This window comes from Flavobacterium sp. PL02 (assembly GCF_035013205.1).
Classification (GTDB): Bacteria; Bacteroidota; Bacteroidia; order Flavobacteriales; family Flavobacteriaceae; genus Flavobacterium.
The window spans coordinates 1646499-1658642 of record NZ_JAYGJP010000001.1 but is presented as its reverse complement, the minus strand read 5'-3'; the positions used below and the strand labels follow the sequence as shown (position 1 = coordinate 1658642).

The following is a 12144-nucleotide window of genomic DNA, read 5'->3' as shown; positions in this document are numbered from 1 at the left end:
ATATAAGTTCATTTTCTACAAGTGATTTTAAAGAGATTAGCTCCAAAATTGCCCTTTTTAAGCTTACACTTTTTAACCTAAAATCAAAGAAAGTGTGAGTTTTTTGCCGTTTTTAGCGAAAAAAGTTCTATATTACGGAAAATCAGAGCCAATTTGTGATTAAAAGCAATTGGCGAGAATATTAATTTACCCGTATTTATATTAAAAAAAAATGAAACAATTACTACAGTGGACAATCATCATTCCAGCACTTTCCTGGATTCTATTTTTTAGCGGACTTGTTGACAACAGCAGTATTTTTCAAGTTATTGCAAGTATACTACTTATCCTGAGCGTTATGTCGGCAGTACATCATTCAGAAATAATCGCAGAAAGAGTTGGAGAACCTTACGGAACCATTATTTTAGCTATATCTATAACCGTTATAGAAGTTTCGATTATTGTTTCCTTAATGATGTCCGAAGGCGCAGAAGCAGCTTCATTAGCCAGAGATACTGTATTTGCCGCCACAATGCTTATTCTTAATGGTATCATTGGTCTTTGCCTATTAATTGGTGGTTTAAAACATTATGAACAAAATTTTTCTGTCTCTTCTGTAACTATTGGTTTGGTTTCGCTAGTTTCGATTATCGTATTTACATTGGTCTTCCCTACTTTCACCGAAAGTGTTAAGGGTTCTTATTATTCAGTACCTCAACTTGTTTTTGCATCTGGTGCCTGTATTGTTATTTATTCTTCATTTCTGTTTGCGCAAACCACAAGATACCGCCAATATTTCCTTACGATTGGAGCCGATGAAAATGAAGATGCTGCAGAACCATTAGCAATCGATAATAAAACCTTTTATACAAGTTTGGTTTTCCTTATCGTAAGCTTAGGTATTGTGGTGCTACTAGCAAAAACACTTTCGCCTACTATCGAGAGCATTATTGTAAGCTATCATCTTCCTAAAACTTTAGTGGGAGTTGTAATTGCAGCAATAATCTTGTTACCCGAAGCAATTGCAGCAATTACTGCGGCAAGAAAAAACAGACTACAAACGAGTTTAAACTTAGCCTTAGGTTCAGCATTGGCAAGTATCGGATTAACCATTCCTAGTGTTGCAGCTGTTTGTATCATGATGGATATGCCTATTATCCTTGGTCTCGACATAAAATCTATTGTATTATTAGCATTATCAGTATTTACCGTAATGTTGTCGTTAAGCAAAGGAAAGTCAAATATTGTTTACGGAGTAGTACTGCTAGTCAATCTATTTGCCTTTGTATTCCTTATGATATATCCATAATACAATAAAGAACAATAAACTTGTTTGCTTTATATTGCTTAATTCAAACAACTTAACTCTTATAAAAATGCGCAAGTATCATATACTTTGCGCATTTTTTTTATGCTCAAAGACAACTTAGATATGGTCTTTATCGGTAATATTTTGATAAAATACCGTCTAATTATATTCATTGTATCAACTTAACTATTAAATTACCAATACTCAAGATTTTTCTTATATTCGCTTAAACATAATTCAATTTATATCTTAAAATAATTTAAAAACATACTATTCAGAGCCATTTATAACCTAAAACATTCACCAAAAAACCAAAACTAAAAGAATGAAGAACAGACTTTTACTAGCATTTTTATTTTTGACATCTTTAGCTTTTGGACAAAAGGCAACTTTTAATATTAAATATTCTGAACAGTTGGCCGTTTATGTTTTTTTACAAAATCTTTCTGAAGATTATCCTGAGAATGTTTTCAAGACTGAATTTCAAAAATCAAAATATAACGTTGAGAAATATAAAACTATAATCTCAAGATTTAACAAATTAAACATTTACTATAGTTTCCCATATGATGATTATCCATATGGCTCAAAAAAGACGATGCAAACGGAGGATCTATTGAAAAAAAATCTAATAGAAACAGAAAATCTAAAGGATTTTAAAATTCGTTCGATTGGTTTTATTCCAAATAATACACTGAATGATTTAGCTGAAAGTATTTTGGAATTTATACCAATTTATAATGAGCTAATTCATAATCCAAACAAAGAGAAATTCGAAAACCAAATTAAGGAACTCACAAAGTATTCTAACGAAAACCAGATAGAAAACTACTTCCAGACGGGATTATTATTCTATAATTCGAGTTGGGACAATTCAATTCCTTTCAACGTAGCTTTTTATCCGTTACCAAATTCTAAAGGATTTACTGCACAAGCATTTTGCAACAATTTTATTAGTGCAATACAAACCGATTTAACATCGTATAAAGACTTATTTAGTGTTATGCTACACGAAACCTATCATATAATTTATGATGAACAGTCGCTTGAAGTAAAAACAGATATTAATACTTATTTTAAAGAAAATAAATCAAAATGTAGCAATTATGCCTATCAGCTTATGAATGAAGTCTTGGCAACCGCTTTAGGAAATGGGTATGTTTATGAAAAATTAGACGGGAAAATTGACACTGGAGATTGGTATAATAAAAAATATATCAACCTTATGGCAAAGCAAATCTATCCGTTGGTTACAGAATATATTAATCAGAAGAAACCAATAGATAAAAACTTTATTGATACTTACATCAACCTATATGAAACAAACTTTCCTGATTGGATAAATGAGCTTAATAACATAATGTCTTACAGATATGTGCTTACCGAAAATGAAAAAGATATTAAAACCATAAACCAATTGTTTCGCTATCGCTCCAGAACCGAAAGCGAAGACCAAATTACAGAAAGTAGTATTGAAAAAATGCAAAAAACATCGCTTACAAAAGTGGTCATTATTTCCAAAAACAGTTCTGAAAAGATAAAACTATTAAAAACTAAATTTAAAGAATTAAAAAACTGGCAAGCTAACGCAGACAATGAGTTTGCTTACAAAATTCTATTAGACGATAAAAGCCAACTGATAATATTGAACCAAAAAAAATCGACAATTGAAACCCTTATCAAATCAGTAAAATAAGATATAGTCCATTTATTAGAAAATGAAAATTACCATACAAATAATCATGTTGTTTATTTTGTCGTCAGTTTATGCCATGCATAAATTACCACCTATAAATAGCAAAAACTCTATTGAAAACAAATGTTCTGTTACTAGCGTAACTTTAAAAACAGAAAGAATTGAGAAGAAACGAAAATTCCTTTTTTGGAAATTACCACACAAAAAAATAATACATATTGATAAAGTTTTTGATAGTAACGGAAAGAGAATTTTAAAGAAAACTACAATTCAAGTTTGTTCATCCTGCTCTTGTGATGATATAAAATATCGCCGAGTAAAAATTGTAAATAATGAAATATGGATTTTTCATTACAATACAAATCCTGAAAAAGGAATAATAAAACGTTATGACTTTTGTGGAAAATTTTTAGGTCAAAAGGCTTGGGAAGATGAATCTTTTAATGATTATTAATCTAACAAATTACTGCTGTCAACTGATATCATAACCTCCCTTTTATTATTCCATCGTATTAAAAACAAACCACTAGAAAGTGGAATAATATCAAAACAAAACAGTTATTAATGTAACATTTATGTTAATTATTTGTCTATATAAAAAACACCTAATTTGTTTAATCTAAATTAAATGGACCTTTAAAAATTAAAATAAATGAAAAAAATACTTTTTTTTATCTTACTCTATAGTTTCTTAACGAATACAGTTTCTGCTCAAGAATTAAACAATTTATTTTCGACACTTTCTGAAAGGAATCTTTTTAAGGGCAGTGTTGTAATTTCTAAATCAGAAAAAACTATTTTTTCTAATACTTATGGGTTTTCTAATATTGAGAAGAAAGAAAAGTTTAATGACAATTCTCGATTTCCAATTGCTTCTGTAACAAAAACCTTTACAGCAACAGCTATACTGCAGCTTAAACAGAAAGGCAAGCTTAAAATTGATGATCCGGTTCAGAAATACCTTTCAGATTTTCCTTATCCAAATATCACCATCAAACAACTGCTTAATAACACCTCTGGATTAGCTCAATATTATAATTTATTTGATAGTATAATAAAAGAACAACCCGAAAAAATAATTTCGAATCAGGATATTATTCCAACATTCATTCGTTTTAAAACACCGCTTGCATTTTTACCAGGAAGTAAATGGGACTACAACAATATTAATTTTTGCATCGCTGCATTAATTATCGAAAAAGTATCAGGAATTAGTTATGCTAATTATATGGAAAAAAATATTTTCGACCCTGCAAAAATGAAAGATTCATTTGTTCCGATTAACAGAAAAATTAAAGGACCAAATCAAGTAGAATTATACATGTATCCTAACTTCTATTCGACAGATTTTGCTAATATAAATACCTTAAAAGAACCTTTTTTAATATTCGAAAAAAGTAACTTTTATGGCAATGGAGGAATCGTAAGCACCGCTTTAGACTTGCAAAAATATCAAAACGCATTATTTACCTATCAGATTTTAGGCAAAAAAGAACTAGAGGAAGCTCTTACAGCTACAATACTTAATGATGGAAAAAAAGCAACTTATAATCTAGAAGGAAAAGAAATGAGTTATGGTTTGGGTTGGGGAATGTACACCGATGAAAGTAACGGAAAAATAGTTTTTCATGATGGTTCTATTACAGGTCTTACCAGTATTTTGGCACATAACATTACTAAAAATCAAACTGTAATCCTTCTATCCAATACAGGAAATTGCCCTGTGTATTCTATCCTCAATACCGTCTTACAATTAATGGACAACAAACCTTATACAATTCCTGCACAAAATCTTTCAAGAGTATATGGCAATTTACTTGAAAACGGAAATATAGAAAAAGCAAATCAATTGATTGATGTTTATTTAAAAAATCCCAAAAGTTTTGAGGCAAACGAAAGAGATTTTAATCGATTAGGTTATCAATTTCTTAGACTCCAAAAAAATGAAAATGCTTTGCAGACATTCAAAACCGGATCATTAATTTTTACTGAGAGTTGGAATATTTATGATAGCTATGGTGAAGCATTACTTCAATGTGGCAAAAAAGAAGATGCGATTAAAATGTATCAAAAATCTGTTGAATTAAATCCTAATAACGAAAATGGTAAAAAAGTTCTGAGTAGTTTACTAAAAGCATAACTAGATTAGCAAGAACTGTTACATTTTGGAATTTGAAAATTAAAAAATGATCAAAAAAAGCATATCTGAATAAAAATATGAGTGACGAACAATTAATATTGTGGAATAAGATTAAGAATTTTGAGCTCGATGAACCTGAAATCTCATTTAGTTTTACAGATAGACTTGCCAGAGAAAATGGTTGGACAATTGAATATTCTATCCGAGCGATTTTAGAATATAAAAAATTCATTTTTCTATTAACTATTGCAAATCATCCATTAACTCCATCCGATCAAGTAGATCAGGTTTGGCATTTGTATTTGCTCTACACACAGTCATATTGGGAAGATTTTTGCGAAAACACAATCAAAAGAAGAATACATCACGGACCAACTAAAGGTGGTAATACCGAGAAAAGTAAATACACTAATTATTACGAGAAAACCAAAGAATTATATCTTGAAATTTTCAAAACCGAAACACCAAAAGATATTTGGCCGTCAAGCGAAATTAGGTTTACTGAAATTAACTTTGAAAGAATAAATCTGGATAGAAACTGGATTATAAAAAAACCTTTTTAAATGAAATATTTATCTGAACTAACGCCAGCAGAAATATTAATATTAACTAAAAAAAATGTTACTCAGCAGGAACTTTTAAAAATAACTTTCATAGATTTATTATTTAAACAAGTTTTAAAAACCTTTGAAGTAAAAAGACAGCCACACATTAGAGAAAAAGTGAAAGTTTATAAATATGTTGGCATAGGACAAAACTATAAAACTTATAATTCTCAAAATCACGAAAGATCGTTTCTATCTACTTTTGGAACTGATAATACGGTGGAAATATTGTTTAGGAATTTGGTTAAAATTGCTTTTCAAAAAACTAGAACAGTACAAGATTTAAAAAATGATTTAATAAAAACTCCAACTCTGAAAAAATGCTTTACTCAAAACATTTTTCAGCAATTTTATTATGGTTATAGTCTTACAGAATATGGAACTGAATTAAAACAAAAGGTCAAAAAAGAAATTCAAGACGCAGGAAATAAGCTTTCAGACATAGACAATATCGAAAACCAAAAAGCGATTGAACTAATAAAAATAATTGGAGCAAATATATTCCTGTTAGTAAATCTTGATTACGAACTATTAAACCAGATTGATACTGATTTAGTAACCGAAATTAATAGAAGTAATTCAACCGATGGAGGAAGTGGCTGTAGTAGTTACGATTGGAGTTTTGATGATTACTCCTCTAGTTTTGACAGCGGTTGTAGTAGTGGATGCAGTGGTTGCGGAAGTGGCTGTAGCGGATGCGGAGGAGATTATAAAATTTAAATTTTAAAATAAAGAAAACACTTATGAAATCTTTTAAACCCTATTCTGCTTTATTCGTCTTATTCTTTTTAACGGGATGTATCGGAAATATGAGTCCTACTGGTGGAAATTCTTCACCACATTATCCATATTTTATTACTACAAAACCATTGGTCGTTAAGAAAATAGCAGTTCCAGTAGGAACAAAGCTAGTTTATGAAGAACAATACTTTAAAGAAGATGAACAAGATCAAATAATGAACGAGGAAAACCTTATAACCATAGAATTTCCAGTTGGTAAACCATTAAATTGGGGTGGTGTTCCCGTAACTTCAATTGATAAATTTTTTAATTCAGAAATGAGCGGTTTTACTGTTAATGCTGACTTTGATAAATTAAGCAATAATAAAAAAACTAAATTCTCTGAGCTTTGGCAAAGTTGCAGTAATGACTTAGGAATTACAGTCAAAGACACAGATGATTGGTCTTTTAATACAAAAAACATTTCAGATGTCGAAAGTTGTAGTGTAAACTATCAACGCTATTTTAAGGAAAATGAAGAACAGCAAGCTTTTCTAGATAATTTATATAGTGAACTAATGAAAATTGGTTCAAAATAATTTTGACAAAAATATAATCAGTTAATAAACATTTTACAAACTAAGCTTTAATTTTAAACAATAATAAAAGAAACATATGGGATTTTTCAATAAAATATTTGGGAAAAATAACAAGACAGAAACACAACAGGATTTGACAGCTTTTAAAACAGACCAAGAACTGATCGAAAGATATGGTGGGATTGTATTTGATAAACAATTAGATTTTGGAGACTTAATTGGGAATAATAATTGGAATATAAATATTGCCAACGGAGAAATTAGTTTTGGAACCAACCTTGTTTTTCCAATTCAAGTATTAGGTACTATTTCACATTCCTCTCAAACCTGGCTTTGGGCTTGGGCAAACACAAAATCAGGGCTTACAGATAAAGTTATCCAACAAGCTTTGGAACTAAAAAAATATGGAGAAGATAATGAAATCAACATTTTAAAAAATGATACTTTCGATTTCTCAAAAGAAGATTTACATCTAATAGGTACTATTGCGTCGGGAATTCATAATTCAAGTGCTTACTATATTTGTGATTACGGACAAGGTGCAATGATCATAACAATAAAAAGTGATCAAATTGATAAAAACCGCAAGGACAATCATTTTAGAATTATGACTGTTTTCCCGCAACTAATTTCGCAATTTGATATGAACCATAATCTCGCCTTGACCAATTATTTAACTGATAAAGGATACAATATTTCAGAAAATGGAATAAAACTAACCGCAACTAAAAATGGAGATACAGTAACAGCCGAATTTGATGACCAGTCACGCCTTATAAAACTAAATGGATAAAAAAGATTGCGATTATTTGAATAAAAAACAATTATTAACCATTAAATAATAACCATTATATGAAGAATTTTGTACCCGTTATTATAATACTAATTTTAGGAAGTGCGCTTTACAAACAGTTTAATTTTGAAACTCTAAGATTTGAAAAACTAGGTCTCTCTATTATATACCTGATCGTTTTTTTAGCAACGATTTTTCTTTTGATAAAAAACAATATAAATAAAAAAAGTAACGAATAATTAGAGACTATTCTAATAATCCCGAAAAGCTGCTGTACGAAGTCTCCTGACTTTGTACCTAGAACAATATGTCTTTTAGATTCTCTAGTTCCGTATTTCCGATTGACGGAAATACTTTCTGTTTCAATATACAAAAAGTTAATTAACTGAAATAGTACTTTTTGCCTAAAGAAAACCTGCTCATAACACAAAACTAACCATAGAATGAGAACTTTTTTACTTATATTGATAGCGCTAATTTTAGTACTATTTTTATCATTATTTAAATTAGATTATGTCTCCTCAATTTTCCCCGGATGGAATTCACATATAAATGATAGTAGGTTTTATTCAATTATATTGTTACTAAATATAATTATACCGATATTTCTTTATTTTGGCATTCGAAAATTTATAAGTCTTTACATTTTTTTATTCTATTTTTTTATTGTGAATGTAATTTTTATTACTGGTGAATTATTAGTTTACGATGGTATTACACCAGGTTCGGCTAATCAAAATTTTCAAAATTATATGGCTATACAAAGATTTTTAGTTTACGGGACATTTTCAATTCATTTGATATTTTATTTATTTTTTTATTTAAAATTTAAGGAAAGAAAGAATAAAGGTAATAGCTTTGACACCTTAAAGAAGATCTAAATGTCCAGATAAAGTAAAAAAAGTGGAAGTAAAAAAAGGAGAAAATGAAGAGGTAAGCTGGACTATTTGCCAGGAATGCCAGGGACGCGGCAAAAAAAGCAGAAGAATCAGCAAGAAAGTTCGACTCCAATACCAAATGGCACTCGATCTATTTGAGAAAAACAAGGGAGAAGGAACGGCTCCAACTCGCCCTAAAGGACATTTATATTCCTGTACTATCTGTCACGGGTCTGGATTGGTACATTCTGCTACTCCACCTGTGGTAGATAAAGAAAACTATCCACACGTTGCTATTATTGGTGCTGGTATAGGAGGAGTTGCTCTGGCCGTAGCTTGTTTACACCGTGGAATCCCTTTTACTCTTTATGAGCGAGATAGTGACTTTGCTGCAAGATCACAAGGCTACGGACTTACTTTGCAACAAGCTAGTAAAGCAATCGAAGGATTGGGAATTTTTTCGTTAAAAGATGGTGTGGTTTCAACAAGACATCTCGTTCATACTACAGAAGGAAAAGTGATTGGCGAATGGGGAGTTCGAAAATGGATACAATCGGATGTAAAAACCTCTTCAAAACGTTCAAATATACACATCGCACGACAATCTTTGCGCTTAGAGCTACTTCAGCAACTAGGCAAACATGACGTGGTACAATGGGGACATCAATTAATCGATTTTAAAGAATCTGAAGATGGAACTGTTGATTTAAGCTTTCAGGTAAACAACAAAATAAAAACGGCAAAGGCAGATCTTGTAGTTGGAGCCGATGGCATACGTAGTTCAGTCCGCAGATTGCTTATTGGTGAAGACATTACCCCTTTACGCTATTTAGACTGTATTGTAATATTAGGTATTTGCCCTTTAAGTGCTCTCGAAGATCTTAATAGTCCTTTGTTAGACTCAGCCACAGTGTTTCAAACTGCCAATGGTAATGAGCGAATCTATATTATGCCTTATACATCAGACTCCGTAATGTGGCAACTTAGTTTCCCAATGCCCGAAGAAGAAGCCAAAGCATTAAGCGCCCAAGGTCCTCTAGCGCTCAAGGAAGAAGCCTGTCGCAGAACTCAGTGGCACACCCCTATTCCTCAGATTTTGGCAGCTACTCAAGAAGCTCAAATTTCTGGTTATCCTGTTTATGATCGGGAATTACTCCAACCTGAATTGTTAGAAAAAGGACAGCAAGTAACTCTTATTGGAGATGCAGCCCACCCCATGAGTCCGTTTAAAGGTCAAGGAGCAAATCAGGCACTACTAGATGCCCTCTCACTCGCCCGAGGAATCACAAAAGAATGCAGACCTTTATCACAATGGAAAAAAGCTGGAATTAGAAAAAGTGTATTAAATGATTATGAAGCCGAAATGCTAGAACGTAGCGCTATAAAAGTAAAAGATTCAGCTGAAGCTGCACAGTTCCTACATTCCGAAGTTGTACTCCATGAAGGTGACCAACCGAGAGGAAGATGTTTGAAGAAAAAAGATGTGAAATAAAGGGCACAAATAGTCGATTGGATTTATGCATCATCATTTTTTGAGATTTTCAAATTTGGAGGAGGTAGATTATACAATTTATTTCTGTCATTTTTATCAATTAACAATATGATATCCATAGGTGGATCGCAATTATCATTAGTATTACTATCAATATTTATAATTTTTGAAGATTCTTTTGTGGCTATAATAAAATTGGAGTAATCCGCAGATGAATAAAAATATATTTTACTATTTTTTATAGTAGTTGAACCTAAAAAAGAGCTTGCAAAAACAGGTTCTGAATTATTTATAATAATTTTATTTTTAAAAATTTCAATTATTATATTATTAGAATTACAAGGAGGGTTATTGTCTACTTTTTTAATAAAAGATTCTACTTCTAGCATTAAATCTTGATTAATAATTTTTACATCTTCATCATTCTTACACGATATAATCAGAAAACATATGATAGTGAGAAACAAATATTTCATGTGAATTAAGTTTTTTTTCTAAAGCAAAGCTGAAGTCTCCTGACTTTACACTTGTACTAATATACTTTTTATTTATTTTTTAAGCTCTTTATTTTTAAGCTTTTTTCTATCTTAGTCGATACAAAATTTCAAGTCTTTACAGAGCGAGAAAAGTAAAACAATTGAAACGTTATCTTTATAATAAAATAACAAACAATGAAAAAAATATTTTTAATTCTCATCCTTTCAATACTAATCTTATCATTTAAACAAAAAAATGAAACTGATCGAATAACCGAAAAAAGTAATACTGCAATAAATGATACACTAACTAAAAACTTAAACTTAGCTTATAAAAAAGGGGCAATAATTGGATTTTCGGTTTCTCTAGTAAACGAAAAAGGTTTAATTTACGATAAAGGTTTTGGATTTACAGATATTGAGCAAAAGAAAGCATACACATCAAATACAATTCAAAATATAGCTTCAATATCAAAAACACTAATAGGAATATCTTTATTTAAAGCACAAGAATTAGGTAAATTAAATCTAAACGACCCAATCAATAAGTATTTACCATTCAAGATTGTTAATCCTAATCATCCAGAAATTCCAATCTTAATAAAACATTTGGCTTATCATACCTCTTCAATTACAGACCTTGATGAAGTTTATGCAAAATCATATATTTTAACGAAAGACAAACACGATGAAAATGAAGGAGTTTACGACTACTTCAATAAACCCGAAAATAATATTCCATTATCAGATTTCATGCGAAATAGTCTTACTGAAAATGGAAAATGGTATTCAAAAAACACATTTTTAAATGCTAAACCAGGAGAAAAGCGTGAATATTCGAATATAGCAGCTGCTCTTTGTGCTTTAGTAATAGAATCTGCAACGAGACAAGATTACGCCTCATTTACTAAAGAGAATATTCTAAAACCATTAAAAATGAATTCCTCTGGTTGGTCATCAAAAGATATTGATGTTAGTAAACGTTCAAGATTATTTGCAAACAAAGAGAAGATGATTGCTGAATATTCTCTCATAACGTATCCTGATGGAGGATTTCTAACATCGAGTAATGATTTAGGATTATTTTTATCAGAACTCATAAAAGGATATGAGGGAAATGGAAAACTTTTAAAGAAAGAAAGGTACAAGAAACTCTTTGAAAAACAAACATTTGTTAGCAATGGAACAAATGAAGAATATGGTGTTTTTATTGAATTTCGCGATTCTTTTTTAAATATCAAAAATGATATGATTGGTCATAATGGTTCTGATCCAGGGGTATTTACAGCGATGTATTTTAACCCTAAAACTAAAACGGGCACAATAGTTCTAGTAAACACAGATACTGATTTTACAGCTGCTGTTTGGCCAGAAATAGAGCAAATATGGAAATCCCTATCAGATTATCAAAATACAATTAAAAAATAAAAATCTACTGCAGGCATAAACGAATTAAC

The 12144-nt window shown here is 30.5% G+C and carries 11 protein-coding genes; 10 read left to right on the top strand and 1 reads right to left on the bottom strand.

The features are described from left to right. Window positions 1–211 precede the first annotated feature (211 nt). The 9 genes from SHI72_RS07045 to SHI72_RS07005 all read left to right on the top strand — a co-directional run bounded on the left by SHI72_RS07045 (window position 212) and on the right by SHI72_RS07005 (window position 10211). Window positions 212–1288 carry a calcium:proton antiporter gene (locus SHI72_RS07045; RefSeq protein WP_039114188.1) on the top strand — a complete coding sequence of 359 codons (1077 nt, stop codon included), beginning with the start codon at window positions 212–214 and terminating at the stop codon, window positions 1286–1288. A gap of 325 nt (window positions 1289–1613) precedes the next feature. Continuing rightward, a complete protein-coding gene (locus tag SHI72_RS07040; protein WP_323489517.1) occupies window positions 1614–2984 on the top strand; it encodes a hypothetical protein in 1371 nt (456 codons plus the stop codon). 22 nt (window positions 2985–3006) lie between these two features. Beyond that, the gene (locus SHI72_RS07035) at window positions 3007–3438 is read left to right on the top strand and encodes a hypothetical protein (protein WP_323489516.1); all 432 of its coding nucleotides are present in this window, start codon (window positions 3007–3009) and stop codon (window positions 3436–3438) included. A 198-nt stretch (window positions 3439–3636) separates the two neighbouring features. Further along, complete coding sequence (locus SHI72_RS07030) at window positions 3637–5124, top strand: serine hydrolase (protein ID WP_323489515.1); 1488 nt, start codon at window positions 3637–3639, stop codon at window positions 5122–5124. A gap of 77 nt (window positions 5125–5201) precedes the next feature. Next, complete coding sequence (locus tag SHI72_RS07025) at window positions 5202–5687, top strand: hypothetical protein (RefSeq protein WP_323489514.1); 486 nt, start codon at window positions 5202–5204, stop codon at window positions 5685–5687. Further along, window positions 5688–6449: a hypothetical protein gene (locus tag SHI72_RS07020; protein WP_323489513.1), complete on the top strand. Its 762-nt coding sequence runs from the start codon at window positions 5688–5690 to the stop codon at window positions 6447–6449. It abuts the gene before it with no gap. 23 nt (window positions 6450–6472) lie between these two features. Continuing rightward, window positions 6473–7048 carry a hypothetical protein gene (locus SHI72_RS07015; protein WP_323489512.1) on the top strand — a complete coding sequence of 192 codons (576 nt, stop codon included), beginning with the start codon at window positions 6473–6475 and terminating at the stop codon, window positions 7046–7048. A 76-nt stretch (window positions 7049–7124) separates the two neighbouring features. After that, on the top strand, window positions 7125–7841 hold the full coding sequence (locus tag SHI72_RS07010) for a DUF6882 domain-containing protein (RefSeq protein ID WP_323489511.1): 717 nt from the start codon (window positions 7125–7127) through the stop codon (window positions 7839–7841). Window positions 7842–8744: 903 nt separating this feature from the next. After that, the gene (locus SHI72_RS07005; protein WP_323489510.1) at window positions 8745–10211 is read left to right on the top strand and encodes an NAD(P)/FAD-dependent oxidoreductase; all 1467 of its coding nucleotides are present in this window, start codon (window positions 8745–8747) and stop codon (window positions 10209–10211) included. Between the two features lie 23 nt (window positions 10212–10234). Here the strand turns inward: SHI72_RS07005 and SHI72_RS07000 are convergent, their stop codons facing one another. Then, window positions 10235–10600 carry a hypothetical protein gene (locus SHI72_RS07000; RefSeq protein WP_323489509.1) on the bottom strand — a complete coding sequence of 122 codons (366 nt, stop codon included), beginning with the start codon at window positions 10598–10600 and terminating at the stop codon, window positions 10235–10237. 282 nt (window positions 10601–10882) lie between these two features. Between SHI72_RS07000 and SHI72_RS06995 the strand changes: the two genes are divergently transcribed. Further along, window positions 10883–12115, top strand: coding sequence for a serine hydrolase domain-containing protein (locus SHI72_RS06995; RefSeq protein WP_323489508.1), 1233 nt, complete (start codon window positions 10883–10885; stop codon window positions 12113–12115). Window positions 12116–12144: the final 29 nt, after the last annotated feature.

Excerpts from the sequence above, each read along its gene's own strand:
- SHI72_RS07010 (WP_323489511.1), top strand. The coding sequence starts at position 7,125 with ATGGGATTTTTCAATAAAATATTTGGGAAAAATAACAAGACAGAAACA.
- SHI72_RS07045 (WP_039114188.1), top strand. The coding sequence starts at position 212 with ATGAAACAATTACTACAGTGGACAATCATCATTCCAGCACTTTCCTGG.
- SHI72_RS07000 (WP_323489509.1), bottom strand. The coding sequence starts at position 10,600 with ATGCTAGAAGTAGAATCTTTTATTAAAAAAGTAGACAATAACCCTCCT.
- SHI72_RS07020 (WP_323489513.1), top strand. The coding sequence starts at position 5,688 with ATGAAATATTTATCTGAACTAACGCCAGCAGAAATATTAATATTAACT.
- SHI72_RS07040 (WP_323489517.1), top strand. The coding sequence starts at position 1,614 with ATGAAGAACAGACTTTTACTAGCATTTTTATTTTTGACATCTTTAGCT.
- SHI72_RS07015 (WP_323489512.1), top strand. The coding sequence starts at position 6,473 with ATGAAATCTTTTAAACCCTATTCTGCTTTATTCGTCTTATTCTTTTTA.
- SHI72_RS07030 (WP_323489515.1), top strand. The coding sequence starts at position 3,637 with ATGAAAAAAATACTTTTTTTTATCTTACTCTATAGTTTCTTAACGAAT.
- SHI72_RS07025 (WP_323489514.1), top strand. The coding sequence starts at position 5,202 with ATGAGTGACGAACAATTAATATTGTGGAATAAGATTAAGAATTTTGAG.
- SHI72_RS06995 (WP_323489508.1), top strand. The coding sequence starts at position 10,883 with ATGAAAAAAATATTTTTAATTCTCATCCTTTCAATACTAATCTTATCA.
- SHI72_RS07035 (WP_323489516.1), top strand. The coding sequence starts at position 3,007 with ATGAAAATTACCATACAAATAATCATGTTGTTTATTTTGTCGTCAGTT.